The 26,150-nt window shown below is 71.3% G+C and carries 34 protein-coding genes; 15 read left to right on the forward strand and 19 right to left on the reverse strand.

The window, feature by feature from the left end:
* Nucleotides 1–7 precede the first annotated feature (7 nt).
* Nucleotides 8–706 (reverse strand): helix-turn-helix transcriptional regulator, encoded by a 699-nt coding sequence (locus tag ACFVTR_RS01435; protein ID WP_387034246.1) that lies wholly within the window; start codon nucleotides 704–706, stop codon nucleotides 8–10.
* 72 nt (nucleotides 707–778) lie between these two features.
* Here ACFVTR_RS01435 and ACFVTR_RS01440 point away from each other — a divergent pair, with 72 nt between their 5' ends.
* Together ACFVTR_RS01440 and ACFVTR_RS01445 are read left to right on the forward strand one after the other, a co-directional pair.
* Nucleotides 779–1,519: an alpha/beta fold hydrolase gene (locus ACFVTR_RS01440; RefSeq protein WP_387034247.1), complete on the forward strand. Its 741-nt coding sequence runs from the start codon at nucleotides 779–781 to the stop codon at nucleotides 1,517–1,519.
* 68 nt (nucleotides 1,520–1,587) lie between these two features.
* A complete protein-coding gene (locus ACFVTR_RS01445) occupies nucleotides 1,588–2,010 on the forward strand; it encodes a hypothetical protein (RefSeq protein WP_387034248.1) in 423 nt (140 codons plus the stop codon).
* 10 nt (nucleotides 2,011–2,020) lie between these two features.
* Here the strand turns inward: ACFVTR_RS01445 and ACFVTR_RS01450 are convergent, their stop codons facing one another.
* Complete coding sequence (locus ACFVTR_RS01450) at nucleotides 2,021–2,884, reverse strand: sigma-70 family RNA polymerase sigma factor (protein ID WP_387034249.1); 864 nt, start codon at nucleotides 2,882–2,884, stop codon at nucleotides 2,021–2,023.
* A gap of 81 nt (nucleotides 2,885–2,965) precedes the next feature.
* On the opposite strand from ACFVTR_RS01450, the gene ACFVTR_RS01455 reads away from it, so the two are divergent.
* The 4 genes from ACFVTR_RS01455 (at nucleotide 2,966) to ACFVTR_RS01470 (ending at nucleotide 5,950) form a co-directional block, all read left to right on the forward strand.
* Nucleotides 2,966–3,388 (forward strand): nitroreductase family deazaflavin-dependent oxidoreductase, encoded by a 423-nt coding sequence (locus ACFVTR_RS01455; RefSeq protein ID WP_387034250.1) that lies wholly within the window; start codon nucleotides 2,966–2,968, stop codon nucleotides 3,386–3,388.
* 115 nt (nucleotides 3,389–3,503) lie between these two features.
* Nucleotides 3,504–4,124: a carboxymuconolactone decarboxylase family protein gene (locus ACFVTR_RS01460; RefSeq protein ID WP_387034251.1), complete on the forward strand. Its 621-nt coding sequence runs from the start codon at nucleotides 3,504–3,506 to the stop codon at nucleotides 4,122–4,124.
* On the forward strand, nucleotides 4,121–4,996 hold the full coding sequence (locus tag ACFVTR_RS01465; RefSeq protein WP_387034252.1) for an RNA polymerase sigma-70 factor: 876 nt from the start codon (nucleotides 4,121–4,123) through the stop codon (nucleotides 4,994–4,996). The genes ACFVTR_RS01460 and ACFVTR_RS01465 overlap by 4 nt, the downstream gene beginning before the upstream one ends.
* 57 nt (nucleotides 4,997–5,053) lie before the next feature.
* Entirely contained in the window at nucleotides 5,054–5,950 is an 897-nt protein-coding gene (locus ACFVTR_RS01470; protein WP_387034253.1) for a TerC family protein, read from the forward strand.
* Between the two features lie 3 nt (nucleotides 5,951–5,953).
* Here the strand turns inward: ACFVTR_RS01470 and ACFVTR_RS01475 are convergent, their stop codons facing one another.
* Genes ACFVTR_RS01475 through ACFVTR_RS01485 form a run of 3 tightly spaced genes read right to left on the reverse strand, consistent with a single transcriptional unit; the run spans nucleotide 5,954 to nucleotide 7,134 of the window.
* Complete coding sequence (locus tag ACFVTR_RS01475) at nucleotides 5,954–6,394, reverse strand: VOC family protein (protein WP_387034254.1); 441 nt, start codon at nucleotides 6,392–6,394, stop codon at nucleotides 5,954–5,956.
* Nucleotides 6,395–6,449: 55 nt separating this feature from the next.
* Nucleotides 6,450–6,800 (reverse strand): DUF805 domain-containing protein, encoded by a 351-nt coding sequence (locus ACFVTR_RS01480; protein ID WP_387034255.1) that lies wholly within the window; start codon nucleotides 6,798–6,800, stop codon nucleotides 6,450–6,452.
* A 34-nt stretch (nucleotides 6,801–6,834) separates the two neighbouring features.
* Nucleotides 6,835–7,134, reverse strand: a complete 300-nt coding sequence (locus ACFVTR_RS01485) for a hypothetical protein (RefSeq protein ID WP_387034256.1) — start codon at nucleotides 7,132–7,134, stop codon at nucleotides 6,835–6,837.
* Nucleotides 7,135–7,286: 152 nt separating this feature from the next.
* Between ACFVTR_RS01485 and ACFVTR_RS01490 the strand changes: the two genes are divergently transcribed.
* Nucleotides 7,287–7,745, forward strand: a complete 459-nt coding sequence (locus tag ACFVTR_RS01490; RefSeq protein WP_387034257.1) for a nitroreductase/quinone reductase family protein — start codon at nucleotides 7,287–7,289, stop codon at nucleotides 7,743–7,745.
* 55 nt (nucleotides 7,746–7,800) lie between these two features.
* Nucleotides 7,801–8,616, forward strand: coding sequence for an SDR family NAD(P)-dependent oxidoreductase (locus ACFVTR_RS01495; RefSeq protein ID WP_387034258.1), 816 nt, complete (start codon nucleotides 7,801–7,803; stop codon nucleotides 8,614–8,616).
* A gap of 23 nt (nucleotides 8,617–8,639) precedes the next feature.
* Here the strand turns inward: ACFVTR_RS01495 and ACFVTR_RS01500 are convergent, their stop codons facing one another.
* Together ACFVTR_RS01500 and ACFVTR_RS01505 are read right to left on the reverse strand one after the other, a co-directional pair.
* The gene (locus ACFVTR_RS01500) at nucleotides 8,640–10,157 is read right to left on the reverse strand and encodes a multicopper oxidase family protein (RefSeq protein WP_387034259.1); all 1,518 of its coding nucleotides are present in this window, start codon (nucleotides 10,155–10,157) and stop codon (nucleotides 8,640–8,642) included.
* Nucleotides 10,141–10,620: a hypothetical protein gene (locus ACFVTR_RS01505; protein ID WP_387034260.1), complete on the reverse strand. Its 480-nt coding sequence runs from the start codon at nucleotides 10,618–10,620 to the stop codon at nucleotides 10,141–10,143. The genes ACFVTR_RS01500 and ACFVTR_RS01505 overlap by 17 nt, the downstream gene beginning before the upstream one ends.
* 194 nt (nucleotides 10,621–10,814) lie before the next feature.
* On the opposite strand from ACFVTR_RS01505, the gene ACFVTR_RS01510 reads away from it, so the two are divergent.
* From ACFVTR_RS01510 to ACFVTR_RS01520, 3 genes are read left to right on the forward strand one after another with little or no spacing between them, the layout of a single operon-like run.
* Nucleotides 10,815–12,938 carry a sensor histidine kinase gene (locus tag ACFVTR_RS01510; RefSeq protein ID WP_387034261.1) on the forward strand — a complete coding sequence of 708 codons (2,124 nt, stop codon included), beginning with the start codon at nucleotides 10,815–10,817 and terminating at the stop codon, nucleotides 12,936–12,938.
* Nucleotides 12,931–13,641: a response regulator gene (locus ACFVTR_RS01515; protein ID WP_387034262.1), complete on the forward strand. Its 711-nt coding sequence runs from the start codon at nucleotides 12,931–12,933 to the stop codon at nucleotides 13,639–13,641. The genes ACFVTR_RS01510 and ACFVTR_RS01515 overlap by 8 nt, the downstream gene beginning before the upstream one ends.
* A 56-nt stretch (nucleotides 13,642–13,697) precedes the next feature.
* Nucleotides 13,698–14,048, forward strand: coding sequence for a metallopeptidase family protein (locus tag ACFVTR_RS01520; RefSeq protein WP_387034263.1), 351 nt, complete (start codon nucleotides 13,698–13,700; stop codon nucleotides 14,046–14,048).
* A 27-nt stretch (nucleotides 14,049–14,075) separates the two neighbouring features.
* On the opposite strand, the gene ACFVTR_RS01525 is transcribed toward ACFVTR_RS01520, so the two are convergent.
* The 4 genes from ACFVTR_RS01525 to ACFVTR_RS01540 all read right to left on the reverse strand — a co-directional run bounded on the left by ACFVTR_RS01525 (nucleotide 14,076) and on the right by ACFVTR_RS01540 (nucleotide 17,506).
* On the reverse strand, nucleotides 14,076–15,434 hold the full coding sequence (locus ACFVTR_RS01525; protein WP_387034264.1) for a low temperature requirement protein A: 1,359 nt from the start codon (nucleotides 15,432–15,434) through the stop codon (nucleotides 14,076–14,078).
* 76 nt (nucleotides 15,435–15,510) lie between these two features.
* Nucleotides 15,511–16,008, reverse strand: a complete 498-nt coding sequence (locus ACFVTR_RS01530; RefSeq protein WP_387034265.1) for a hypothetical protein — start codon at nucleotides 16,006–16,008, stop codon at nucleotides 15,511–15,513.
* 83 nt (nucleotides 16,009–16,091) lie between these two features.
* Nucleotides 16,092–16,853: a PspA/IM30 family protein gene (locus tag ACFVTR_RS01535; RefSeq protein WP_387034266.1), complete on the reverse strand. Its 762-nt coding sequence runs from the start codon at nucleotides 16,851–16,853 to the stop codon at nucleotides 16,092–16,094.
* On the reverse strand, nucleotides 16,850–17,506 hold the full coding sequence (locus ACFVTR_RS01540) for a hypothetical protein (protein WP_387034267.1): 657 nt from the start codon (nucleotides 17,504–17,506) through the stop codon (nucleotides 16,850–16,852). Before ACFVTR_RS01540 ends, ACFVTR_RS01535 begins: the two co-directional genes overlap by 4 nt.
* A 219-nt stretch (nucleotides 17,507–17,725) precedes the next feature.
* Here ACFVTR_RS01540 and ACFVTR_RS01545 point away from each other — a divergent pair, with 219 nt between their 5' ends.
* Complete coding sequence (locus ACFVTR_RS01545) at nucleotides 17,726–18,205, forward strand: DUF3995 domain-containing protein (protein ID WP_387034268.1); 480 nt, start codon at nucleotides 17,726–17,728, stop codon at nucleotides 18,203–18,205.
* A gap of 56 nt (nucleotides 18,206–18,261) precedes the next feature.
* On the opposite strand, the gene ACFVTR_RS01550 is transcribed toward ACFVTR_RS01545, so the two are convergent.
* Nucleotides 18,262–18,783, reverse strand: coding sequence for an ASCH domain-containing protein (locus ACFVTR_RS01550; RefSeq protein ID WP_387034269.1), 522 nt, complete (start codon nucleotides 18,781–18,783; stop codon nucleotides 18,262–18,264).
* A 51-nt stretch (nucleotides 18,784–18,834) separates the two neighbouring features.
* Between ACFVTR_RS01550 and ACFVTR_RS01555 the strand changes: the two genes are divergently transcribed.
* Complete coding sequence (locus ACFVTR_RS01555) at nucleotides 18,835–19,551, forward strand: SGNH/GDSL hydrolase family protein (RefSeq protein ID WP_387034270.1); 717 nt, start codon at nucleotides 18,835–18,837, stop codon at nucleotides 19,549–19,551.
* Nucleotides 19,552–19,562: 11 nt separating this feature from the next.
* Here ACFVTR_RS01555 and ACFVTR_RS01560 read toward each other — a convergent pair whose 3' ends face one another.
* Both ACFVTR_RS01560 and ACFVTR_RS01565 read right to left on the reverse strand, forming a co-directional pair.
* Nucleotides 19,563–19,973: a hypothetical protein gene (locus tag ACFVTR_RS01560; protein WP_387034271.1), complete on the reverse strand. Its 411-nt coding sequence runs from the start codon at nucleotides 19,971–19,973 to the stop codon at nucleotides 19,563–19,565.
* A 61-nt stretch (nucleotides 19,974–20,034) separates the two neighbouring features.
* Complete coding sequence (locus tag ACFVTR_RS01565; RefSeq protein ID WP_387034272.1) at nucleotides 20,035–20,820, reverse strand: aminoglycoside adenylyltransferase domain-containing protein; 786 nt, start codon at nucleotides 20,818–20,820, stop codon at nucleotides 20,035–20,037.
* Between the two features lie 103 nt (nucleotides 20,821–20,923).
* Here ACFVTR_RS01565 and ACFVTR_RS01570 point away from each other — a divergent pair, with 103 nt between their 5' ends.
* Nucleotides 20,924–21,094, forward strand: coding sequence for a hypothetical protein (locus ACFVTR_RS01570; protein ID WP_387034273.1), 171 nt, complete (start codon nucleotides 20,924–20,926; stop codon nucleotides 21,092–21,094).
* A gap of 4 nt (nucleotides 21,095–21,098) precedes the next feature.
* Here ACFVTR_RS01570 and ACFVTR_RS01575 read toward each other — a convergent pair whose 3' ends face one another.
* From ACFVTR_RS01575 to ACFVTR_RS01585, 3 genes are all read right to left on the reverse strand, one after another.
* A complete protein-coding gene (locus ACFVTR_RS01575) occupies nucleotides 21,099–21,923 on the reverse strand; it encodes a hypothetical protein (RefSeq protein ID WP_387034274.1) in 825 nt (274 codons plus the stop codon).
* On the reverse strand, nucleotides 21,923–22,291 hold the full coding sequence (locus tag ACFVTR_RS01580; RefSeq protein WP_387034275.1) for a hypothetical protein: 369 nt from the start codon (nucleotides 22,289–22,291) through the stop codon (nucleotides 21,923–21,925). Before ACFVTR_RS01580 ends, ACFVTR_RS01575 begins: the two co-directional genes overlap by 1 nt.
* Before the next feature lie 145 nt (nucleotides 22,292–22,436).
* The gene (locus ACFVTR_RS01585; protein WP_387034276.1) at nucleotides 22,437–23,429 is read right to left on the reverse strand and encodes a helix-turn-helix transcriptional regulator; all 993 of its coding nucleotides are present in this window, start codon (nucleotides 23,427–23,429) and stop codon (nucleotides 22,437–22,439) included.
* A 19-nt stretch (nucleotides 23,430–23,448) separates the two neighbouring features.
* Between ACFVTR_RS01585 and ACFVTR_RS01590 the strand changes: the two genes are divergently transcribed.
* Nucleotides 23,449–24,645: an epoxide hydrolase family protein gene (locus ACFVTR_RS01590; protein ID WP_387034277.1), complete on the forward strand. Its 1,197-nt coding sequence runs from the start codon at nucleotides 23,449–23,451 to the stop codon at nucleotides 24,643–24,645.
* Nucleotides 24,646–24,733: 88 nt separating this feature from the next.
* On the opposite strand, the gene ACFVTR_RS01595 is transcribed toward ACFVTR_RS01590, so the two are convergent.
* Nucleotides 24,734–25,192 carry an HD domain-containing protein gene (locus ACFVTR_RS01595; RefSeq protein WP_387034278.1) on the reverse strand — a complete coding sequence of 153 codons (459 nt, stop codon included), beginning with the start codon at nucleotides 25,190–25,192 and terminating at the stop codon, nucleotides 24,734–24,736.
* Nucleotides 25,193–25,493: 301 nt separating this feature from the next.
* Nucleotides 25,494–26,084 (reverse strand): hypothetical protein, encoded by a 591-nt coding sequence (locus tag ACFVTR_RS01600; protein WP_387034279.1) that lies wholly within the window; start codon nucleotides 26,082–26,084, stop codon nucleotides 25,494–25,496.
* Between the last annotated feature and the right edge of the window lie 66 nt (nucleotides 26,085–26,150).

Below are 26,150 nucleotides of genomic sequence, written 5' to 3' on the forward strand. Positions count from 1 at the left end.
GAGTCAGTCAGTCGTCACGTCCGTGCACCGGTCGCGCCGTCGGGGGTGGAGCTCCGATTTCGTCGACGGTGTGTCCGGTGCAGGGGAGTGCAGTGACACGCGCCTGTTCGACTCGAGCGACCGCGAACCAGCGCATCGCGTCGCGCAGCCGGCACCAGCCGATCAGGTACCACTGCCCGCTCGTCGAGGCGAAGAGCACCGGTTCGACGTCGCGCGTCGTGCTCGTGTCGTCGGACGAGATGTAGCGGATGCGGACCACCCGTTGTTCGGTCATCGCCTCCTCGAGCGCGGACCTGATCGCGCGCTTCGGCGTGGGCGGTGCGTCGACCCAGACGCGATCCGCCAGCCGTCGGGCTCTGGCCCGCGCGGCGGGATCGAGCACATCCAGGATCTTCTGCACTCCCGAGGAGGCCAGGTCGGCGTAGGGAGCATCGGGGGCGGCGGACACCGCAGCCAGGATCGCGACGGCCTGCGCGGGGCTCAGGCTGACCGGTCGAAGGGAGGCCATCTCGGTCAGCCCATAGCCCCCACCCGGGCCGGGACGGGACCATAAGGGTGCGCCGCTGCGTTCGAGGGACGCCAGGTCTCGCTTGATCGTGCGGACCGACACGCCGAACTCAGCCGCCATTCGCCCCGCGGTGTACCCGCGAGACCCTTGGCGGCGCAGCATCTCCGAGAGCGCGTGGAGGCGCTCAGCTCGTTTCACCAGAGCATCATCTCAAATTCGTGCCAGAAATAGTGACATCCCGTTGTCCAGGCAGAGCGCGAGAGTGGAGACATGACGAATGACGAGCAGAACCCGACCATCTTCCTGATCCCCGGCCACTGGTTGGGGGCATGGGCCTGGGACGACGTCGCCGAACACCTGCGCGGAGCCGGCCACCGCGCCACCGCGCTGACCCTGCCCGGGCTCGATTCCGACGACGCGCAGCGCACCTCGAGGACCTTGGACGACCAGGTGGACGCGATCGAACGTGCGCTGGCCCAGGACGCTGCGACCGGACACGGCCCGGCGGTGATCGTCGCGCACAGCGGCGCCAACGCGCCGGTCAGCATGCTGCTCGACCGGCACCCCGACCTGCTCCGCCGCGTGGTCTGGGTCGACAGCGGCCCGCTCGCTCCGGGCAGCGTCTTCGCTCCCGATGCACCCGCCGATCTCGACGAGCTCCCGCTGCCCGCGTTCGAGGATCTCGCTGCGAACGCGAGCCTCGACGGGCTGAGTCCCGACGACCTCGAGCAGTTCCGTCGCCGGGCGGTTCCCGAGCCGGGCCCGGTGCTGCGCCAGGCCGTCACGCTCACCGACGACGGGCGACTCGACGTCCCCACCACGCTCGTGTGCTGCTCCATCACGAGCGGCCAGATTCAGGAGCTCGCCGCGGCGGGGCATCCGATGTTCGCGGAGGTGAGCAGACTGACCCAGGTCGATTTCGTCGACCTCCCCACCGGGCATTGGCCCATGTGGAGTCGCCCCGCGGATCTTGCGCAGGTCATCGCCTCGGCCGTCTCCTCGACTCGGTAGTCGGCAGGACCGCCCGCTCCGAGCTGCTCCCGCGGTCGAACCGGTTCCCGCCCTCGTACAGTGAAGGGATGGACGCCTGCGCCGCCCTCGCCGACTCGATCGCCCGCCTCGCCGAACGGGGTTACTCGAACGGGCGGTTCCTCAAGGAGCTCGGGCGGATCGCCGGCGTGCGGCGTGGGCCCCTGTGGCTGTTCGACGCGGCGGGAGGCGGCCGCAATCGCCTGCGCGGCCGCGGCTTCCGCCTGGCCGTCGACGACGAGACCGACGGCCAGGCGCGCCACTTCGCGGGCACGGTGGCCGTGACCGCCCGCATCGGCGGACGGCTCGCGCGCTGGCTGACCGTCACGGTGCTCCGCGATACGCCCGACACCGCCGACGGCCGGCTGAGCGAGGAGGCGATCGAGTTCGTGCGCGCGATCCGCTCGGGCGAGCTCGCGCAGGCGGATGCCTCGGGCTGGGTGCGTCGCCGCCTCTGCCACGCCACGGCGTGACCCGCTGCGGTCACTGCAGGTGCTCGAGCTTCTTCGGGTTGCCGATGCCGTGGATGACCGAGATGCGGTCACCCGCGAACTCCAGCGCGAGCACCGAGACGACCCGGCCGCGACGCCGCACGACGATGCCCGGTGCGGCGTTCACCTCGGCGGTCTCGAAGTCGAGGCCGCGTCCGCCGACGCCGACGAGCAATTGCCGAGCCACCGACTCCGATCCGACGAGCTCGTCGGTCGAGGCATCCGGATAGAAGCCACCCGAATCGAAGTGGCCGCGCGCATCGACCGCGAGCGCTGCGATGAGGCCGTCGAGGTCGCCATCGGCTGCGGCTCGCGCGAAGCGCTCCGAGAGGCGTCGGGCGTCCGCGACGTCGACCGAGAACCGTGCCTCGCCGTGGGCGGCGATGCGGCGGCGCGCCCGCGACGCCGCCTGCCGTGCCGCGGCCACGCTCATCCCGAGCACGTCGGCCACCCGGTCGAACGTGAGATCGAACACGTCGTGCAGCAGGAACGCGGTGCGCTCGGCGGGGGTGAGCTGTTCGAGCACGACGAGCAGTGCCATGCGCACCGAGTCGTCGAGCGTGACGCGATCCTCGGGCAGGGTGCGTTCGTCGGTGACGATCGGCTCGGGCAGCCACGGGCCCACATACGCCCGGCGGGAGTGCTCGTGCGCCCGCAGCCGGTCGATCGAGAGCCGCGACGCGACCGTCACCAGCCAGGCGCGTGCGTCGTCGAGCGGTTCGTCGCCGCGGGCGAGCAGCCGGAGGTAGGTCTCCTGCGTGATGTCCTCGGCGTCGGCGACGGAACCGAGCACCCGGTAGGCGACGTCGCGAACGACGCGACGGTGCGCGGTCCACAGCTCGGTGAATTCGGTCATGTCAGTACGACGATCCACCCGACCCGGGTGTGACGGCAAGCGCCGATGTCACGTTCGATGCTGCTCGATCGTCTCCTCTGCATGAACGAAACGCGTTCCGATTCGCGGTCATCGGCTCCGGGTGCCTCGGGCGGCCCGCCGCGCGGACTGGTGAAGGCGACCGCGCCCATCGCCAGAGCGCTCGCCGGCCGGCGATGGATGCCCCTCTGGGCGGTGATCCGGCATCGGGGCCGCAGGAGCGGTACCGCCTACGAGACGCCGATCGCGGTGGTGCCCACCACGAGCACCGGGATCGTGATGATCGGCCTGCCGTGGGGAGCCCGCACGAACTGGGCGCGCAACGTCGTCGCGTCGGGCGGCGCGTCACTGCGCTGGAAGGCGCGCGACGTCGCCCTCGTGCATCCGCGGATCATCGACGGCGCAGAGGCGCAGGGGCTCGCGAGGGCGCCGTTCCGGCGCGTGGTGGGGCGGTTCCCCGCGGCGATCGTGCTCGATCGGGCGTGATCTCCGCCTGATTCGGGCGCGGATGTCACACGGTCGCCCCGGCCGGTGTCTTCATGTGCGACGGGATGATCCCGGGAACCGAACCCCGGGCCGTCGACGATCGCAGGAGGACACGATGACCGCCCAGACCCGCATTCCGCCGACCGAGCTCACCGGCGTCTTCGGCACCGTCGTGAAGATCGCAGCCAAGCGCATGCTCGGCCAGGTACCCGACTCGATGGGGGTGCTCGCGCACCATCCCGCCCTCATGCGCGCGTCGATGGGCATCGGCCGCAAGATCGAGGCGCTCGACGAGCTGGATCACAACCTCGCGAGCTACGCCGTGATGGCGACGGCGGCGTACATCGGCTGCAGCTGGTGCCTCGACTTCAACTACTACAAGGCGCACAACGAAGGGCTCGACGAGGCGAAGGCCCGGCAGGTGCCGGTCTGGCGCGAGGCATCCGTCTTCACGCCCCTTGAACGCAACGTCATGGAGTACGCCGAGGCGATGAGCCAGACCCCGCCCGCCGTCACCGACGAGCTGTCGGCGGCGCTGCTCGACGAGCTCGGGCCGGCCGCGCTCATCGAGCTCACGGCCAAGGTCGCGTTCATGAACATGAGCTCGCGCATGAACGTCGCCCTCGGCATCCACTCGGAGGGCTACGCCGACGCGTGCGAGCTGCCGCCGCTCGCGACGCGCGCGCCGGCGGCGACGACGGATGCCCCGGCCGAGGTCGTAGGCTCGGCGTCATGACCGACGACCCGTTCGTCACCCACCGGAGCCTCCTCTTCACCGTCGCGTACGAGATGCTCGGCTCGGCGGCCGACGCCGAGGACGTGCTGCAGGAGTCGTGGCTGCGCTGGAACGCCGTCGACCGTACGGAGGTGCGCGACGAGCGCGCGTACCTCGTACGGATCGTCACCAGGCAGGCGCTGAACCAGTTGCGCACCCGTTCGCGCCGGCGCGAGTCGTACGTGGGCGAGTGGCTGCCCGAGCCGCTGCTCACGAGCCCCGATGTCGCCGACGACGTGGAGCTCGCCGAGAGCGTCTCGATCGCGATGCTCACCGTGCTCGAGACGCTCGGGCCGACCGAGCGCGCGGTGTTCGTACTCCGCGAGGTGTTCGACGTGCCGTACGACGAGATCGCCGATGCGGTGGGCAAGACGTCGGCCGCGGTGCGCCAGATCGCGCACCGCGCGAAGGCGCATGTCGCTGCCCGGCGCCCGCGGGTGGCGGTCGACCGCGCCGAGCAGGAGGCCGTCGTCGCCCGGTTCGTCGCCGCGGTGAACTCGGGCGACCTGCAGGGCCTCATGGACGTGCTCGCACCCGACGTCGTCTCCGTCGCCGACGGCGGCGGCTTCGTGAAGGGGGCTGCTCGCCGCCCGATCGTCGGTGCCGACAAGATCGCCCGCTACCTGCTCGGCGGGCTCGCGAAGCTCGGCCTGCCGTTCGAGGCGCGGCCGACGTGGGTCAACGGGCACCCGGCGATCCGCGGCGAGGTCGACGGCGCACTGGCGGGAGCGATCTGCTTCGAGGTCGAGGGCGGGCGCATCACGCGCATCTTCTCGATCGCGAACCCGTACAAGCTCGGGCACCTCGACGAGGAGGCCGAGCTCACGCGCTAGCCCCGCGACGCGCGGGAATGGCGGGGCAGGGCGCCTGGCGCTCCCTACGATGAACGGGTGGACTTCTCCCTCGCCCTGACCCCCGACCTCATCGCCGTCTTCGTCACGCTGTTCGTGCTCGAGATCGTGCTCGGCGTCGACAACGTCATCTTCATCTCGATCCTCGCGTCGAAGCTGCCGAAGGAGCAGCAGGCGAAGGCCCGCAACCTCGGCCTGACGCTCGCGATGGTGATCCGCGTGGTGCTCGTGTTCTTCGCGGGCTGGATCATCACGCTGAAGGAGGACGTCGTCGTCTGGTTCGGCATGGGTTTCTCCGTGAAGGACTTCATCCTCATCGCCGGCGGTCTCTTCCTCGTCTACAAGGCCGTCACCGAGATCCACCACAAGCTCGAGGGCGCCGAGGAGGAGCACGGCGCCGCGCCCAAGCGCATCACCTTCGGCTCGGTGCTCGCGCAGATCCTCGCGCTCGACATCGTGTTCTCGCTCGACTCGGTCATCACCGCGGTCGGCATGACCGAGAACCTCGTCGTGATCGTCACCGTCGTCGTGCTCTCGTTCGCGATCATGCTGTTCGCGGCCCGCTTCATCTTCACCTTCGTGAACCGCCACCCGACGGTGAAGATGCTCGCCCTGTCGTTCCTGCTGCTGATCGGCGTGTTCCTCATCGCCGAGGGCTTCGGCGTGCACATCGACAAGGCCCTCATCTACGCGCCGATGGCGTTCGCCATCCTCGTCGAGGCGCTGAACCTCCTCGCCGCGTCGCGCAAGGCGAAGCGCGAGCAGCGCCGCCGCCAGCCGGTGCAGCTGCGCCCGCAGTACCCCGACGTCGACGAGTCGGTCGCGGTGCAGGCGGCGCTGTCGACGGGCGAGCCGGGTGCCGGATCGGTCGGTCTCTCGAACCGCCCGGTCGAGGGCGAGCGGGATGCCTCGGAGGAGCGCGCCGGGCTCGGCTGAGCCTCAGCCCAACCGCTCGGCGAGCGCCACGATGATGCCGGCGGGGCCGCGGAGGTAGCAGAGCCGATAGATGCCCTCGTAGTTCGCGATCTCGCCGAGGAGTTCGGCACCGTGCCCGCGCAGGCGGGCCACGGTGTCGTCGATGTCGTCGACGGCGAACATCACGCGGTGGAGGCCGAGCGTGTTCGGCGGCGGGTTCGGCGGTGACATCTCGGATGCCACGGGCTCGAGGTACTTCGCGAGCTCGAGCCGGCCGTGGCCGTCGGGCGTGACGAGCACGGCGATCTCGCTGCGGACGCCGGCGAGCCCGACGGTCTGGTCGGCCCAGGGGCCCTCGATCGGAGCTCGGCCTTCGACGGCCATGCCCAGCTCGACGAAGAAGGCGACCGCGGCGTCGAGGTCGTCGACGACGATGCCGACGTTGTCCATCCGTTGAATGGTCATGGGGGTGAGCCTACGCCCGGGGTGCGCGGGCGCGCAGCGGGTGTCGTGCGCGCGGTCAGGCGGTGACGACGCCCGGCTTGCCCGGCTGCGAGAGCATGATCGCGAGCACGATGAGCCCGGCGATCGGCACGAGCAGCCAGAACACGTGGCCCCAGCCTTGGCCGGTGTCGCGCAGGCGTCGCACGATCACGGCGAGCGTCGGCAGTAGCATGGCGATGCCCCAGAGGCTCGAGAGCACGGCGCCGAGGCTCGACGCATCGCCGATCGGAATCACGTTGAACACGCCGAGCGCGGCTGCGACGAGGGCGTAGAAGAGGATCCACCACCAGAGCTCGGGGCGCGCCGCCCGGCCGCTGAAGTCCGCGTACTTGCGCAGCACCGTCGTGATCGCGTCGCCGAATGACATGGGCGTCCTCTCCGGGAGTCGGTTCAGGGACATCCTATTCAGCGGGGCGGAAGCGCCCGCGGAGGAACGGCAGCGCGGGCGCTCGGTAGACGAGCGCCGTGGGATGCCCCGGCGCGAGGGTGAACTCGGCCGCCCCGAAGCGCCAGACCCGGTTGAAGAGATAGGCGCCGATGACGGCCGGCTCGTCGGTGCGGACCTGCCAGGTTCCGACGCCCCATTGGCTCGGCTGGCCGCGCCCGTCGATGACGAGGGTCGGCTTGACGCCCCAGTAGAGCGCGAACCAGGGCTTGTGCAGCGTCAGCTCGATGCGGCGGGTGGTGGGGGCGTCGGTCACCCGGCGAGTCTAGGCGTCCCGGTGAGGCTTCGGCACCCGGCGAGCCTCGGCGGTCAGGGCCCATGATTCGGCCGAATTCGGTGTGCCGCGCGGGCCGAAACGGCGGGATGATTGAGGTGGAGCAGCACTCGCCACCGAGAGGAGGCGATCCCATGGCATTCGACACGGCGAACGGAACCCACGGGGCGCATCAGCCCGCCCGCAACCGATTCGAGCAGTGGGCGAACCAGCGAATGGCCGAACGCATCCGCCGCAAGGGCGATCGTCGGGGCACGAAGCTGGCGCTCGTCACGATCGGTCGCCGGACGGGCCTCGAGCGGGTGACGCCGGTGCGATGGTTCCCGGCCGGCGGCGGTGCGAGGTACATCGTCGCGTCGGCGAACGGCGCCCCGCAGAACCCCGCCTGGTACTACAACATCGCCGGCCACCCCGATCAGGTGCGCATCGAGTTCGCGGGGCGGCGCATCGACGTCGTCGCCGAGCAGTTGCACGGCGCCGAACGGGCCGCCGCATGGGCGCAGATCACGGCGACCGCCCGGGGATTCGAGCGGTACGAGCGCATCACCGATCGGGAGATCCCGGTCATCGTGCTCAGGCCGCGCGAAGCCTGAACTGCAATCGATCGATTGCATCTCTTTCCTCAATGTGCAACCATAAAGTTGCACATTGACGAAGGAGAGGTGCGACATGCTGCTCGAGAACAAGGTGGCCGTGATCCACGGCGGCGGCGGCTCGATCGGGGGCGCGGCGGCGCGGGTGTTCGCCCGCGAAGGCGCACGGCTGTTCCTCGCGGGGAGGAGCCTGCCGCGACTCGAAGCCGCAGCTTCCGCGGCGAGGGCTGAGGGCGCGGAGGTCTCGATCGCCGTCATCGACGCGATGGACCAGGCCGCGGTCGACCGGCACGTCGACGAGGTGGTCGCGACCGCCGGCCGCATCGACGTCGCCCTCAACGCCGTCGGCTTCGACCACGTGCAGGGCCTGCCGATCGCCGAGACCACGCTCGACGACTACCTGCACCCCGTGGTCGGGTACCTGCAGACGAACTTCGTCACCGCGAAGGCGGTGTCGCGGCCCATGATCGCCCAGCGGCGTGGTGTGATCCTCACGATCTCGACGCCGGGTGCCCGGCTCACCGGCCGCGGGCTCATCGGCAACGCCGCGCAGTCGGCCGGACTCGAGGGGTTCTCGCGCGCGCTCGCCGGCGAGCTCGGGCCCGACGGGGTGCGCGTGGTCTGCGTGCGGCCGCACGCCATGTCCGACGCGCTCGCCACGTCGTACACGGGCGAGATGTTCGGCCGCATCGCGGCGGCGGGCGGCATCCCGATGGAGGACTGGCTGACCGGGCTCGAGGGGATGACGATGCTGGGACGCCTGCCAACCCTCGACGAGATCGCCGAGTACCTCGCGTTCGCGGCCTCCGACCGGGCGCGTTCGATGACCGGGGCGATCGCGAACCTCTCGGCGGGGGCGCTCGTCGACTGAGGCGGCAGGCCGCGCCCGCGCGGTCACTCGGGCCGGTTGCCCGCCTCGCCGTTGATCGTGAACGGCGTCGTGATCCCGTCGTACATGACGTGGGCGATGAGCCCGTCGACGGCGTGCGGGAGGGTGTGGCAGTGATCGCTCCAGATGCCGGGGTTGTCGGCGACGAACGCGATGTCGTACGACTCGCCGGGGTGCACGTCGAGCGAGTCGACGACCCACGGGCTGCCCGAGGCGGTGATGCCGTCGCGGGAGAGCACGACGACGTGGTGGCCGTGCAGGTGCATGGGGTGCACGTCGCCCGAGTCGTTGCGGAGGTGCATCACCACGACGTCGCCCTCGGTCACCGCGAACATCGGCACGTCGGGGAACATGCGCCCGTTGATCGTCCAGAAGTTGCCGGGACGGCCGTCGATGATGCCGAAGCGGCGGGCGATGACGTAGTCGAAGGAGCGATCGGGCTCGGCCGGGTCGAAGTCGAGCGGGGCGGGAGCGCCGTAGGCGAGGAGGTCGAGGGTCTTCGCGGGCTGACGCACGGGCGGCGCGGAGGCCTCGGCATCCGAGACGTCGCCGATGAGGATGCTCCGGGCGCCGCCCACGTGCAGGCGCGCTACGCCGCGATCCGGCGCCACCACCGTGACATCCGCCCGCCCGCCCGCCGGGATGAGCAGCCGCTGCCCGTCGACCTCGCCCGGTTCGTGCACCTCGTGCCCATCGGTCGCGGCGACGCGGAACGGGACGCCCGCCCACACCGCGGCGGTGCCCTGGTCGGTGTTGACGACGCGCACCCGCACGGTCGTGCCGGGCGCCGCCGCGACGCGCTCGTCGGCGACGCGACCGTTGAGCGTGTGCTGGCCGCCGTAGATGTGCAGCAGCGCCGTGCGGTCGAGCTCCCGTGCGGCATCGGGTCGGGCGGCGGCCTCGGCCGGCTCGATCACGATCGCCCCGAGCAGGCCGCGCTCGACCTGCACGTGCGAGACCTGGTGCGAGTGGTACCAGTAGGTGCCGACGTCGCGCGCCTCGAAGCGGTAGACGTGCCGGCCCCCGACGGGCACGGCGTCCTGCGTGATGCCCGCGACGCCGTCGGCCGCGTTCGGCACGTCGATGCCGTGCCAGTGCAGCGTCGCACCGTCGGCCACCGACTCGTTCACGAACACGACCTCGACGAGGTCGCCCTGGCGGGCACGGATCTCGGGCCCCGGCGAGGTGCCGTTCACGGTGTAGCCCTCGATCGACCTGCCGCCGGGCACCTCGACGGTGCCCTGCCGGGCGACGAGCTCGACGCGCACGTCGGCGGGGCGGTCGGGGGCGGTGAGCGCGGTCACGCTGAGGGCGCCGGGGCCGGATGCCTCGGCCGCACCGTGTCCACCGGGTCCGTCCGCCCCGTGGCCGCCGTGGCCGGCGTGCGCGTCGCCCGAGCCCATGTCCATGACCGAGTACTCGCCGAGCAGCGTGGAACTCCACGCGAGCGCACCGGCGCCGAGCGCGGTCGCGACCGCGACGCCGACGACGGCGCATCGCAGGAGGTCACGCCGAGACGGCATCGCTCGTCGCCCCCTCGAGGCTCGCCGCCGTCTCGGTCAGCCGCGCGCGGCGCACCCGGAGGGCCGCGACCGCACCGGCGACGACGATCGCGAGGGCGTTCGCGCCGTGGATGATGCCGAGATACGGCGAGCCGGTGATCGAGAACCCGAGCGTCACCTGCAGCACCACGAGCCCGAGCGTGATCGCGGCCCAGAGCTTCGTGCCGCGAACACGGACGAAGAACGACACGATGAGCAGGGCGACCGCCACGAGCGGGATCAGCACGCCGCCCACGAGCCCGTGGACCAGGAATCCCATCTCACCGACGCCGGCCGCCTGGAAGCTCTCGAGCAGCGCCTTGTCGACGACGCCGCCCTCGGCGATGAGGTTGAGCATGCCGCCGAACGCGAACGCGATCGCGGCGGCCTGCACGACCACGGCGCCCGACACGGTCCAGGCGAGGCCCGAGTACAGCTTGCGCATGATGCCTTCTCCTTGGTGCGGCGCCGATGCGCGGCATCCGCTCGTGTTCACGCTCCTCGACGGGCGAGCTCGCCGGAACGCGGGTGACCCGATGCCGCATGGCAGCGGGCCGCACGCGCGGTGGGGGTCTGCTGCTAAGGGCGGCCGGGGCAGGCCCCCTCCCGCCGAGCGCGGGAGAGGAGGACGATGGAGGCGTGGAACGCAGGTGGGTGTGCCTGGCGACGCTCGGCCCGATCGGGGTCGCGGCCCTGGTCTACATCGTCGTCGCGCGCGGCTTCGTCGAAGGGCAGGCCGACCACACGCTCGCGTGGCCCATGCTCGGCGTTCTGCCGATGTTCGTCTTCGGCATGTGGCTGCTCACGGTCTCGGCGTCGCGCACGGCGGTGATGGTCGCACTCGCCGCAACCGCGATGCTCGTCAGTTCGGCCTACGAGACCCTCATGCTGCAGAACCCCCAACTCGCCGCCCAGCCGTGGTTCCCGCTCGTCAACGGGATCGGGCTGACCGCCGACGGCACCGCGACGGCGGCGTTCCTGATGGTGTTCGCGACGTTCCCCGACGGCGTCGTGGAGCACCGATGGCAGCGGATCGCGGTCGTGTTCCTCTGGCTGCCCTTGCTGGCCGCCCCGCTGACGCTCCTCACGACCCCGCACGTCGTGATGTCCCCGTACATCGGCATCAGCGGTGACGCGATCCCGAATCCGTACGCGGTGCCGTGGCTCGAATGGGCGGCGGCACCGGTGTACTACCTGGTCGTGCAGTCGTGGGTGGCCGTGGCGATCGGGCTCACCGTGCTCGGCACCCGGGCGCTGTTCGGCGCCCCCGAGGTGCGCGCCCGCACTCGGGTCATGGCGCTCGTGGTCGCCGGCGCGATGGTCGCGTTCCTGCTCTGGACGTTCTTCGACAACTGGCTCGTCCAGCTGCTCGTCTACGCCTCGCTCATCGCGATCCCCATCGCCGCGATCCACGGCATCCTCAGCTACGGCGCGTTCGACATCGCACCCGGCGATCGCGGCCGACTCGTCGCACGGTCGTCGAATCTGCTCATCACGGTCATCTACGCGGCCGCCGTCGCGACGCCCGCGCTGCTGCTCGCGCCGCCGCTGCGCGCCGTGCCGGCGGTCCTCATCACCACGCTGCTCGCCGTCGCGCTGCTGCCCGTGCGCACCTGGCTGCAGCGCCGGCTGCACCGCCGGCTCTTCGGCGACCGGGAGCGACAGCTCGAGATGCTCGGCGAGCTCGGCGCCAGGCTCGAGCAGGCGGTCGAGCCGCGCGAGCTGCTCACGCGCCTCGCCGAGGCGGTGCGCGAGGGGCTGGATGCCTCGTGGGTGCGCATCGGGCTCGTGGCGGCCGACGGCGGTCTCGAGTCGATGCCGAGCGACGTCGCGGGTGCGAGCGCGGGTGAGGCCGCGGCCGACGAGGTCGCCGCCGACGCGTGCGATCTCGTGCACGGCGACGAGCTGCTCGGGCGCATCGAGATCGGGCCGCGGCGGCGCGGCGAGTACGGCGAGGCCGAGCGGATGCTGCTGCGCACCGTCGCGGGTCAGGCGGCGGCGGCCGTGGCGAACGTGCGCCTCACGGCGCAACTGGCCGAGCAGCTCGACGAGCTGACCGCCTCGCGCGAACGGCTCATCGCCGTGCAGGACGACGAGCGCCGCCGCCTCGAGCGCGACCTCCACGACGGAATCCAGCAGGACGTGGTGGCCCAGATCGCCGGGCTCCGCCTCGCCCGCAACCGGCTGCAGCGCGGCGAGCTCACCTCGGCGGAGCTCGAGGAGCTCCAGGAGCAGGCCCGTGCCACGCTCACCGACCTGCGAGAGCTCGCACGGGGCATCCACCCGCCGGTGCTGAGCGACAACGGGCTCGCCGCCGCCGTCGAGTCGGGGGTGGCGCGGTTCCCGATCCCGCTCACCGTCGACGCCGACGAGCGCGTGCGCGGCGAGCGGTTCTCGGACGACGTCGAGACCACGGCCTACTACGTCGTGCGGGAGGCGCTCGCGAACACCGCCAAGCATGCGAACGCGACGCACGCCTCGGTCGGGCTCGCGCGCGACGACGGACGGTTGCGCATCGCGATCGCCGACGACGGCTGCGGCATCGATGCCGAGCAGGCGTCGGCCGCGCGGGCGTCGGGGCGCGGCGCGAACGGCGTGCCGGTGTCGCACGGCGGCCTCGCGAACATCCGCGACCGGGTCGCGGCGCTCCGCGGCACCATGCGCGTCTCGGCGAACGAGCCGTCGGGCACGATCGTGACCGTCGAGCTGCCCGTCGACGGCGTCGCCGCCGGGACCGCGTCTGAGGGGGTGACCGTTGGCTGAGCCGGAGGTGCTGCGCGTCGTCATCGCCGAGGACAACTACCTCGTGCGGGAGGGCGTGCGCCGCCTGCTCGAGGACTCGGGCGAGGTCGACGTCGTCGCGTCGGTCGGCAGCGGCGTCGAGCTGCTCGACGCGGTGCGTCGGCTCGCACCGCACGCGGTGCTGACCGACATCAGGATGCCGCCGGGCCACCACATGGAGGGCATCGAGGCGGCGCACGCCATCCGGGCCTCGACGGACTCGACCGGGGTGGTCGTGCTCTCGCAGCACGCCGACGAGAGCTACGCGCTGGCGCTGTTCGCCGACGGCTCGGCCGGGCTCGGGTACCTCCTGAAGGATCGCATCGGCGACCTCGAGGATCTCGTCCACGCCCTCCGCGAGGTGTGCGCCGGGGGCTCGGTGATCGACCCGCAGATCGTCGACACGCTGGTGCGCCGTCGCAGCGCGGTCGGTGCGTCGAGCCCGCTCGCGACGCTGTCGCCGCGCGAGCTCGAGGTGCTGCGCCAGATGGCCGCCGGCAAGACGAATGCCGGCATCGAGCAGGCGCTGTTCCTGTCGACCTCGACCGTCGAGAAGCACGTGAACGCGATCTTCACGAAGCTGCGGCTGCCCGAGTCGGGGGTCCACCGGCGGGTGGCCGCGGTGCTCGCCTTCCTGCAGAGCGACGGGGGCGCGGGGCATCCCGCCCAGGAGGGCTCGGCCTGACTTCGCTGCACGCGAACGAGCGCCGCGGCCCGTCGTTCGGCGCGCACAATGGGCAGATGGTCGAGATCTCCGACGACGAATTCGAGCAGATGGTCTCCGAGGTGTTCGACGCGCTGCCCGACGACATGGTGCGCGGCGTCGAGAACGTCGCGATCCTCATCGCGAACCAGCCGCCGGGGGAGCGGCCGCGGCTCTTCGGCCTCTACAGCGGGCGCCCGCTGAAGACGCGCGGCGTCTACGGCTACGGCGAGCTGCCCGACCGCATCACCCTGTTCAAGAACAACATGCAGGCGCACAGCGCCGATCTCGACGCCCTGCGCACGCGCGTGCGCGTCACGCTCGTGCACGAGATCGGGCACTACTTCGGGCTCGACGACGCCAAACTCGGCGAACTCGGGTGGGCGTAGCGACTCGTCGCCGAGGGTGCCGAGCGATCACGTGGATGCCTCCGCGGCGTCGGTCGCGGCGTGCCGTTCGTCGATCTCGGGCTCGAGCAGGTGCCGCTTCGCCGCCTGCAGCGTGTGCGAGTAGCCGACGAGTTCGTGGCCGACGACCTCGATGACGCACGACAGCGACACCAAGCCGATCACCGTCACGAGGGCGGTGAGGTCGCCACCGGGCTCGAGGTCGATCGGCGCTCCCGCGTCGACGACGGCCGCGATGATCACCGCGGCGACGAGCGGCACGAGGTTGCAGATGAACAGCGGCACGTGCGTGAAGTCCATCGAGTGCATCAGCACGCTCCAGATGAGGAAGACGAGCACGACCACGCACGCGACCGGCACCGCGAGCGCGAGGGTGATCTGCAGCAGGCTGAGCTCCTGGTGCTCGACCCCGAGCGCGGCGACGTGGAGCCCTGCGCCGACGGCGGCGATCGCGCCGAACAACGGCAGGTGCACGTATCGCCAGCCCCATGTGCGTTCGGGCCATCGTTCGAGGATGGTGCGCGACGGAATCAGGTAGTACGCCCACCAGAGCCCGGCGGCGATGACGAGCCCGGCTGCGACGATCGCGACCGCCGCGACCGACCACCCCTGCTCGGCGACGAGGGCGCCGACCGCCGCGACGGTTCCCGCGATGACCTCGCCGATCGTGATGAGCGTGAGCAGCCCGAACCGCTCGGCGATGTGGCCGGCGTTCCAGGGGGCGCGGCCGTAGCGGCGTTCGATGACGAGCGGTGCGATGAGCTCGGCTGTCGCGAGCACGACGATCGCGGCGACCGTCGCGCCGGCGGGGATGCCGGGGACGGTCGTGAGCAGCCAACCGACTTGCGCAACTGCGATCACGACCGCGTAGGCGACCGAGGTGCGCCGATGGGCCGGATCCTCGCGCGCCGCGCGCAGCCAGAGCGCGATGAGCGGCACGCGCATGACGATGTAGCCGGCGACGAGCAGCATGTTGTTCGGGCTGGCGCCGTGCGCGGCATCCTCGAAGCTGACGGGCAGCCCGAAGACGAAGATGACGACGCCGACCATCTGCGCGACGACGGCCGCCCGAACGAGCGCGTCGTCGTTGTCGTAGGCCGACGAGAACCACGTGAAGTTGAGCCAGGCCCACGACACCCCGAAGATCGCGAAGAGGTACGCGCCGATGCCGGGCCCGACCTCGCCGACGAACAGCGCGTGCGCCAGTTCGTCGGCCGCGGCGGCGAACGCGATGACGTACGTCAGGTCGTAGAGCAGCTCGAGCGGGGTGACGGCGCGATGCGGTTCGTCGGGGTTGCGGCCCGACATGGGTCGCAGGCGATGCCTGAGGTCGAGCCGGAGCTGCGCGGTGAGGGTCGGCGTCGTCATGGGGCCATGATGCGCCCGTGCGCGCCGCGCGTCGAGACCCTCGGCTCGCTCTGCTGGTCGGATCGCGTCGAGGCGCCTACGGAGTGATGTCGACCTCGACGTGGCCGAAGGTGAAGGGGACCATGAAGGGCTCACCGGGGCTCGGCGGGTCGAGCGGGATCGCGAAGAACGACACCTGCGTCACCACCGCCCAGGCGAGCGTCGCGGCGATCATCACGACGACCGCGCGGTCGATGACGCGGAGGGCGGATGCCTCCGTGCGCCCTGGGCGGAGGACGAGCGTGATCGCCACGATGACGGTCACCGCGATCGCGACGAAGACGATCGCGCTCGGGCGCAGGGTGAGCTGCACGCACGTCGGGGCCAGGTCGGTCGCGTTCCCGCTTCCATCGATGTAGCCGCCGTCGCCCGAGTAGCCGCCCACGCAGGTGCCCTTGCTCGCGGTACCGATGATCGAATAGACGAGGGCCGCGCCGAGGGCCGAGAAGATCATTCCCCGGATGCGGCGGATGATCGTCGCACCCGGCAGGGACGAGAGTGCGGCGGCCGCCGGTCGGTCGAGCGTGTCGGGCATCGCATCTCCAGTCGCGTCAGGCTTCTGGCATCGTGGCAGCCCGGACGGCGGCGGGGCAACCCCGCGATTCGCTCCCGGCTCGGCTACTGCCCGATGCCCAGCCACCCGTCGGGGCCCTCGCGGTGCTGCTGCGAGCTCGGGCTCGACGAGCCATCCTGTTTCATCGCCTGGAGCTGGCGATCGACCTCGGCCTTCGCCGAGAGCACCGCGAGCTGGCGCTCGATGTCGGCGTCGGGGGCGGCGGTGAGGTCTTTCAATGCCCCGCTCGCGAGCAGCTCGTCGGTCGCGGCCGCTCGCGCCTGCATCTGCGCGACGCGGTCCTTCGCGCGGTCGAGGCTGGCGCCGACGTCGTCGATGCTCGACCCGATGCCCGCGACCGCCTCGTTCGCCTTCACCTGCGCCTCGGAGGCGGTGTAGGTGGCCTTGATCGTCTCCTTCTCGACGCGGAACGCGGCGACCTGCTCGGAGAGCTGGCGCTCGCGCTGCTGCAACTGCGCCGTCTGCTGCTGCATCGACGCGTCCTGGTCCTGCAGCTTCGAGACCTGGGACTCGAGCAGCGCACGACGCTCGAGGGCCGCGCGGGCGAGGTCTTCGCGCCCCTGCGCCATCGCCTCGCGGGCCTGCTCGCCGAGGCGCTGGTAGCGGGTGCCCATCTCCTGCCCCTGCAGGTCGATGCGCTTCTTCGCCGTCGCGACGTCGGCGACCGCCTGGCGCACCTGCTGAAGCAGTTTCACCTGCTGCTCGTAGCTGTCATCGAGGGTTTCACGCGGGTCCTCGATCTTGTCGAGGGCCTTCTTGGTCTTACTGCGGAAGATGGTGCGGACGCGCGAGGTGTTGTCACTCATGGTCGGGTCTCCTTCAGGTCGAACGTCGGATTCGGGCGGCGCACGGCGCTCGCGGATCGGGTCGGCGGTCGCGCCGGCGGTCGGGTCGGAGCGACGTACTCGTCGCGGCGGTTCAGGCGCTGGAGCTCCTGCACCCCGGCGGCGAGGGCGGCGACCTCGAGCTCCATCTCGGAGTGCAGGGTGCCGAGCGTGTCGTCGGTGGATCCGGCGAGCCCCGCCGACACCGCCGCGCGCAGTCGGCGCACGAGCGACGTCACCTGCTCGACGCGATCGTCGGCGAGTGGCAGCTCGCGGGCGAGCACGGCCTGGTCGGCCTCGCTCTCGAGCAGCCGCAGCTGCAGGTCGAGGGCCTCGCCCTCGGTCGCGATGCGCCCGAAGAGTCGCGGCAGTTCGCCGTGCGCGCCGCCGCTCTGCGCAGCGAGGTCGATCGCGGCCCGGCCGCTGTCGAGCGTCTCGGCGAGCCGCACGCGGAGGGTGAGCACCTTTCGGCGCGGGCCGCGGCTGAAGCCGGCCCGCGTGCGCAGCGCCGTCGCGGCGACGGCGCGGTTGCGGCGGATGCGCCGGAAGACGGCGCGCGCCACCAGCACGACCGTGAGGATCGAGACGGCGACGAAGACGAGGAACGCGATGACTATGCCGAGCAGCACCTCCACGGTTCCCACCTCCCGCCGGGGCGTCCGAGGGCATCGTGCACGACGAGCCGTCGTTCGTGATTCACGTTCATGTCTCCGCCTTCGTCGAGCCGAGACGCGGCTTCATCGCCACGTCGGAAACGCGATATAACGCAATCTACGCTTGCTCTCGCCGAAGCCCTAGCCCTCCCTGCGAATTCGGAGCCGGGGTCACGCGTGCGGCCGTCCTAGGCTGGAGGCGTGAGGATCGCCGCAGCGGGAGTCGGAACGTCGAGAGCAGTCGCAGCGGTCGGGCTCGTCGCCGTCGGCGCCCTGCATGCGCTCTGGGCGAGCGGGTCGAGCTGGCCGGCGCGCAGCCGGCGTGAACTCGCCGACGCGGTCGTCGGTTCGGATGCCGCGCCCGCGCCGGTGCCCACGGCGCTGGTGGCGGTGGCGGCGACGGCGGGCGGCATCGTCGCCGGCGGTGCCTTGGGCGACCGCCCGATCGCCGTCGCCGGTCGCCGCGCCGCCGGCGTGGCCCTCCTCGCACGAGCCGTCGTGGGCGGCCCGGTCGCCTGCCGGATCCTCGGCCTGCCTGAGCCGAGCGACCGGTTCCGCGACCTCGACACGCGGTTCTACCGGCCGCTCTGCGTCGTGCTCGGCGCCGCTGCGCTCCTCGGCGCGCGGCGACCCGGATCGGCGCCGACGCGCGACCGGCGCACGAGCTCGCTCAGTCGCTGAGTTCGCGGATGCCGTCGCGCGCGGTTGCAGCACCCGCAGCCCGCGACATCCCGCGATCACGTCGTCGCGGACGACGCCGATTCGACCCGGGCTGCTTCGGGCGGCCACACGACGCTGAAGCGTTCGAAGACGACCTCGTGCTGCTCGGTCCACTCGATGCCGATGGCGGCGGCCGCGCGCCGCCAGTAGCGCGCGTGGTTCTCGCGCCAGGACTCGAGCGAGCGGTCGTCTTCGCCCTCGTCGTACGCGAAGGCAGCGTCGACGCTCGTGAACGGCCCGACGCGCAGCTCGATGCTGCGCAGGATGACCCGGGGCGCGCCGGTCGAGTCGCATGCGATCCAGTGGCTGCCGACCCGGGGGAGCGCCTGCCCCTCGGCCTCGAACTCGGCGACGAGCGTCGCCGTCGCACGCTTCGTGCCGTCGAGCACGAGGCCCAGCAGTTCGTCGGTCAGCTCGGGGTGGTCGCCGAACCGCTCGGCAGGCGGCTCCTCGGCGTCGGTCGCGATCGTCGGATGCGCGGCGCGGTAGTCGGCCCACATCGCGAGCGCGGCAGCGTGGTCGATCGGTGCGTTCGGCATCCGCCCAGTCTGGCAGGGCTCGGTGGACGCCGTCGTTCGTAGACTCGCAGCATGGGTGCCGTCATCGTTCGCCCGTCGCGACGCCTCGCAGGGTGGGCCGTCACGTTCGTCATGGCGGTGCTCACCGGTGCCGTGTTGGCCGCGTGCTCCTCGACCGGCGGCGCGGGGTCGGATGGTGCCACGAGCTCGGGCGCGGCATCCCCTTCGGCCGACCGAACCGACTCGATGGCGCGGCCGACGAGCTTCGCCGTCGTCGGCGACTCGATCACCGATGCGAACAGCCCCGATCTGGCCGGTGGCGACCTCGGCAGCGAATCGTGGGCGGCGTACGCCTTCGAGGCCGGTGCGGACTTCGCCGGCGGCTGGGCCGAGTGGGGTGCGCCGACCTCGTACATGGCCGACTCGGTCGCCGCGGTCGACACGGACGTGCTCGTCGTGCTCGCAGGCACCAACGACCTCGCGTTCGGCGTGCCGTTCGACGAGTCGGCCGCGAACCTCGACCGCATCGTGGCGACGGTCGGCATCGACGACGTGGTCGTCTCGTCGATCCCGCCGTCCGACGCGTTCCCCGAGGCGGCCGTGCAGTACAACGAGCAGCTCGAAGCGCTCGCCGACGATCGCGGCTGGCGGTTCGTGGATGCCTCGGCCGGCCTCCGCACCGCGGACGGCAGGTACGCCGACGGGATGTCGTACGACGGGCTGCACCCGTCGGAGCAGGGCGCGCGAGTGCTCGGCGAAGCGATCGCCGCGGAGCTGCTCGCGGGGTGAGCGTCAGCGGGTCAGGCGCTCCCGTCGCGCGGCCGGGTGCCGTCGACGAGCAGTCGGATGCCGAGGCGCGCCGCCATGAGCACGACGATCAGCAGCGTGACGGAGAAGAACCCGCCGAGCTGCACCGCGTCGCCGAACAGCAGGTCGGTGAGCCACAGAATGAGGAACTTGCTGCCCGCGCCGAGCACCAGCAGCAGGGCGGCGTTCAGCGTCTTGCGGGCGGGCGTGCGTGACGCGCGCACCCGATCGAGGATGCGCCGCTTGAAGACCGCGATGACCTCGAGCGCAACCTTGAACAGCACGGCCGTCAGCAGCGAGACGACGAACGACTCGGTGATGACGGTCGGGAAGAACTGGGTGAACAGCCCGAGCACGACGAGGTAGACGAAGACGTCGACGATGTCGACGGCACGTAGGCGCACGGGTCGCTCCTCGGTGGGCGGGGTCCGAGGCGCCGGGCTCGGCGGCAACGGTGCTCGCAGGTTACACCCGGGGCGCCGCCAGTTCGTGCGCCTGCGCCGCGAGCGCGTGGGAGAGCGCGGTGACCTCGTCGGCGAGGCCCGTCCAGTCGTCGACAGCCTCGCCGAGGTAGCCCGCCCGCGCGCGCTCGAGGAGCGCCCGGTCGCTCGGCGCCAGCGTGGCCGCGACAGACGTGGCCGCGACATCCTTGGGCACGATCTCGCCGGTGCGCATCGTCGTGACGATGCGGGCGAAGGCGAGCAGCGTGTTGCGCTCGTCGCCCACGATCTCACCGAGGATGTCGGGGATGCTCGCGAGCATCGCCTCGCGCAGCTCGGCGGGCGGCACCGGGGCGACGACCTCGTCGAGGGGATGACCCCGCAGCACCCGGTGCGCGGTCTGCGCCGTCGCGAGCAGGATCGGCACGTCGGGGTCGGTGGTCGGCTCGAGCGTCTGCCCGCCCTCGATGTCGGCGCGCAGCCACTCGCCGAATTGGAAGTCGTGCTCGGCCGGTTCGGGCCACCGTCGATGCGCGTCGACGACCACGCAGGTGAGCTCGAGCGGGCGGCCCGTGCTGCCGTCCGACAGCGTGAGGCGGTGCGCCGACCCGCTCGACGCGTCGAGCAGCACCCGCGTCAGCGCTGCGCGCTCGCCTGCGGTGAGCGAGTGACGCGTCAGCACGAGGACGTCGAGATCGCTGTCGGGGCGGAGCCCGCCCGACATCGCCGACCCGTACAGGTAGACGCCGACGAGCTCGCCGGGATCGACGAGGTCGAGGTGGGCGAGGACGGGTGCGAGCTGCTCCTCCATGGCGTCACGGTAGCAAGGGGTGGCGCTGGTTCGGCGAGGCGGCCGAGGCATTCTCCGTCTCTCGGGGGAGGCGGCCGATGCCGAGTGCGCGCAGAATCCAGGTATGAGCGAAACCATCTTCACAGCGGGAGCCGACGTGTTCACCCCGCGCGGCCGCGGCGAGATCGTCGACGTGCGGGCGACGCACTCGGGCAAGTTCGTCTTCGGGGTCGAGGATGCCGACGGTGAGGTGAGCTACTTCACGGAGAAGGCTCTCCGGCTCGCGCGCGCCTAGCCGATCAGGCGCCGCCGAAGATCGCGGTGGCGACCATCCCGATCCAGTACGTCGCGGCAGCCAGCATCAGCATTGCGGCGGCCGCGATGCCCACCTTCTGCGACGCGGTCGTGCGCGTGCGAAGACGGCGGCCGGATGCTCCGACGAGATGCCGCTCGTCCGTTGCCGTGCCCGTGGTGACCTGCGCTCGCCGAAACGGGTCGTCGAGCTCCTCGTCGGTGCGGCGCTCGTCGCGGTAGCGGCGCGTCTGGCGCTCGAACTTCTCGCGCAGGTAGTGCACCAGCCCCGGCAGCTCGTCGAGTTGCCCCGGCTTCGAGAAGGCGCGCGCCGGAGCGTAGATCAGCACCCGGTCGTCGACGATCTCGAGGTCGCAGCCGGCGGCCGCATCCATGAGGCGCCGGAGGAGATCGGGGGTGAACACGTAGAGCGCGTCGCGCTCGTATCCCGCAGGGCAGTAGAGCGTGAAGACGTCCTGGAAGTCTCCCTCGACCGAGAGTCGCTGGGACTCTTTGAGCGCGATGCCCGAGTTCCGCAGCACGCCGCCACTCGTGCTGAGCAGCACCATGTTCGGAACGGGCCGCGGCAGGGGCACCACGACCAGCTTCAGGCCGCGCAGGCCTCGGCGCCGCGTGGAGACCGTCGCGAAGACGAAGGGGGCGTCGGCGCTGAGCGCGTCCACGACGCCGTCCATGACCACGTGCTTCGAGCTTCGGAAGAGCAGCCCCGAGACCGGGAGGTCGACCACCCGGTCTCGGAAGAGGTATCCCCGCTCATCGCAGAACGCCTGCGCCAGTTCGTGCTGCGCCGTGCGCGAGCGGGGAGCGCCCACTACGCCTTGCCGCCGAGGCCTCGGATGACGGCGATCAGCTTCTCGTTGTCCTCGTGCTGGATCTCCTTCGCCTGCTCATCGCCGAGCCCGCGCTCGAGCGAGCGCTCGTACGACACCATCACCTTGTACTTGTTGCCGTTCACGACGAGCGTCGGGATCGAGCTCATGGAGTAGGTGAAGCCCTTCTTGAGCTGCACCGCGGCGACGGGCGCGCTGTCGATCAGGTCGCCGTTCTCGCGAAGGAGGCCGAGGTGACCGTCGGAGATCACGAGGCGGCCCCGCTTGGTGTGGGTCTTCATGCCCGACGCGATCGTCGCCCAGGGGCCGGTGTCGAAGTCCGGTTCGGTGGCGTTCGAGGTTTCCGACATCGTTGTCCAGCTCTTCTCTCGTAGGTCGAACGGGTGAGACGGAGGGACTTCCGCTCATCACCGCGCGAAGTTCCGAACATATCGGCAGTGCGCGGCGACTCGCCATACGTCTTTGGGTGAACTTTTGGATGCCGCGGCCGGGCGTTCACCCGGTCGCGGTCGCGTACCTGCGGGCGAGCGAGTGGATCGCCTCGGTCAGCTCGGCCGGGCCGTCGACGGTGAAGTCCTCGTCGAGCAGGGCGAGGTAGACGGCGACCGTCATGGGGTGGTCGGCACCCGTGACGAGCACGCAACGTTCGTCGTCGATCGCCTCGACGAGGCCGACCGAGGGGTCGATCTTCTCGGCGACGACGCTCGCCGGTGCGTGCACGACGACGCGGGCGCGGAACCGCCACCCCGCGGAGGCGACGCCGCGCAGCACGTAGCCCGCGACGTCGTCGGCCGGGAGGCCCCGGGGAGTGAATCGCCGACGGGTCGGCGGGCGCAACGACATGCGGTCGACGCGGAAGCTGCGCCAGTCGTCGCGCTCGAGGTCGAATGCGACGAGGTACCAGCGGCGACCCCAGCTCACGAGCCGGTACGGCTCGACGCGACGCACCGACGCCTCGCCCTGGAACGGCGTGTACTCGAACCGCAGCCATTCGGTGCGCTGCACGGCTCGGGCGATCGCCGCGAGCGCCGGTGCCTCGACGCTCGGCCCGGTGTCGCGCGACTGCGGCGCGGTCGCCGCGGCCATCGCGTTCACCTGTTCGGCCAGTTGGTGCGGGAGCACGTGCTCGAGCTTGGCGAGGGCCCGCGCCGCACTCGCCTCGATGCCGGTGACGGCGTTCGTGGTGACCTGGTGCAGGGCGATGGCGACGGCGATGCCCTCGTCGTCGTCGAGCATCAGCGGGGGCAGATCGGTGGCGCGGTCGAGGCGGTAGCCGCCTGCCCTCCCGCTGGTGGCGTCGATGACGTAGCCGAGTTCGCGGAGACGCCCGATGTCCGAGCGGATGGTGCGGGTCGACACCTCGAGCCGGTCGGCGAGTTCGGTGGCCGACCAGTCGCGGCGCTGCCGCAGCAGCGCCAGCACCTGCAGCACGCGGGTCGCGGTCTGGTTCACGGGATGCCTCGATTCGCGGAAGCTATTCTTCCGCATTCATTTCTACCGTAGGGGCATGACGAACAGCGAGCCGACCACCGGCATCCAGCAGGCCACCCTCCCGACCATCGAGTCGAACGACGAGCGGATCGTTCCGTTCACCCTCTCGATCCCCGCCGCCGATCTCGACGACCTCCACGACCGCCTCGCCCGCACGAGGTACACGACCGAGGTCCCGGGCGGCGACCCCGCCTACGGGGCGAGCCTCACCAAGGTGCGGGAGATGGCGGAGTACTGGCGCGAGGAGTTCGACTGGCGTGCGGTCGAGGCACGACTGGCCGCCTTCCCCCAGTTCATGACCACGATCGACGGCCAGCCGATCCACTTCCTGCACGTGCGCTCGGCCGAGCCGAACGCGTTTCCCATCGTGCTCACGCACGGATGGCCGGGGTCGTTCGCCGAGTTCGCCGACATGATCGGGCCGCTCGTCGACCCGGTCGCCCACGGCGGTCGCGCCGAGGATGCCTTCCACGTGGTCGTGCCGAGCTTCCCCGGCTACGCGTTCAGCGGGCCGGTCACCGAGGCGGGCTGGGGATCGGCGCGGGTCGCCGCGGCGTGGGACACGCTGATGAAGCGCCTGGGCTACGAGCGCTACGGCGCGCACGGCGGCGACGGCGGGTCGTTCGTCGGACGCGAACTCGGAATCCTCGCCCCCGACGGCCTCGTCGGCACGCACGTGCTGCAGCTGTTCTCGTTCCCGAGCGGCGACCCGGCTGAGTTCGAACGGCTCGGGCCGAAGGACTTCGAGGCGCTCGAGATCCTGAAGGACTTCGGCGAGATCTCGGCGTTCGCGACGCTGCAGTCGACGAGACCGCAGACGCTCGCGCACGCGCTCGCCGACTCCCCGGTCGGGCAGCTCGCCTGGAACGAGCTGATGGCGACCTTCGACCGGCCGACCGAGCTCAGCCGCGACCAGATCCTCACCCACGTCTCCCTGTACTGGTTCACGAACACCGCCGGCTCGTCGGCGCGGCAGTACAAGGAGGACGCCCGGTTCAACGCGGGCGAGGGCATCGCCGCACGCATCAACCACGCGCCGACGGGCGTGTCGATCTTCGCGAACGACTTCCGCTCGATCCGCGTGTTCGCCGAGCGCGACAACGACCGGATCGTGTTCTGGAAGGAGCACGAGGTCGGCGGCCACTTCGCCGCGATGGAGGTGCCCGAGGTGCTGGTCGGCGACCTGCGCGAGTTCTTCCGCTCCCTCCGCTGAGCTCGCGAACCGAGACGGCCGCGCCATTCGGGGTGCGGCCGTCTCGTCGGCCATCGAGCGGCGAGGTCCCCGGCCGACGAGTCCGCGTTCAGCGGTCGAGGGTGCGCGCGACGCGCAACCACGGCACCGAGGCATCCGGTCGCGCCGCCCCACCGCGCGCCTCGCCGTCGCAGCGCACGACGACCGCCCAGTCGCCGAGCGAGGTGCCGGCCGTCTCGAGACGTGCTCGGAGCCGGCGCACCGCCCGTGCCGAGGGCTCGCCCTGCACCGAGGCGGGCGCCATGTGGGTCTCGGTGATGGCGGCGGCCGCGATCGCGAGCGGCTGCGGGAGACGCAGTCGTCGCCCCATCGACCGGATCACCTGGGCGCCGCGCTCGGCGTGGCCGTACGAGATGATGTGCCCGTCCTTGCGCCGGGTGGTGTCGGGCTTGCCGATGTCGTGGAAGAGCGCGGCGAGCACAAGCAGTGGCCGCCGGTCGTCGTCGACGCCGTGCTCGATGGCGTACGCGGCGGCGAGATCGGCCGCCCCCAGTGAGTGCACGAGCACGTCGCCCTCGGGATGCCACTCCGAATCCTGCGGAGTGGATGCGAGCGCGGCGAGCTCGGGGATGGCCTCGACGAGGCCGCGCTCGCGGATCGCGTGCGACGGGGTGGCCTCGGTGCGGGCGATTGCGAGCAGGGCGGCGCCGGCCGCGGCATCCGATGGGATGTCCCGTGGGCGAGGTGACTCGGTCAGAGCAGCCTCCTCCGATTGAGTTCAGCCAGAAGCATATCGATGGGACGTCGCGCTGATCGAGGCGCGCTGAGGGTGAGCTGCGACGCCGCTGCGGACATGGAACGTCGGTCGCTCACGCCCACGGGAGCCGCGTCGACACCGGCTCGGGGGCCGGCAGTGAGCCGGGCACGATGCGCCTGACGGCCTGCGGCGTCGCGCCGATCTGCATCACCGACACGCGATTGCCGACGCGGGTGGTGGCGAAAGAGCTCTCGAACGGGACCTCGTCGGGAATCGGAATCTCGTGCTCACCTGCGCCGAGTTCGCCCTCGAACGCCGTCACCGTGTGACCCACCGGCTCGGGTGGCACGAACGTGCCCCAGATGCCCTCGACCACGACCGGCGCGACGTCATCAAGCTTCAGGTGGATCACCCGTGACGTGGCGTCGAACTCGATGCCTGGAGCGGCATCACTGAAGAACTCCTCGACCTGCGCGACCAAGAGCGGGGCGACGCCACCGAGACCCTGCATGAAGGTCACCCGGGGATTGAGGTTGCGAATCTCGGTCTGGAGCCGCTCCTTCTTCTCCGGCGGCACCATTCCACCGAAGATCACGAGGTCGACCTCGCGAAGATCGTAGTCGTCGAGCAGTTGATCGAACTGGTTACTCGCGTTCGCGCCGTATCCGCGCTCGCGCAGCATCGCCACGGTGTCGACCAGCACCGCCGCGCTGCGTCCGACGATGAGTACTCGGTAGGGACGTGTTGACATCATTCGCTCCTTGTTGGT

Source organism: Agromyces sp. NPDC058126, assembly GCF_042884595.1.
Lineage (GTDB): Bacteria > Actinomycetota > Actinomycetes > Actinomycetales > Microbacteriaceae > Agromyces.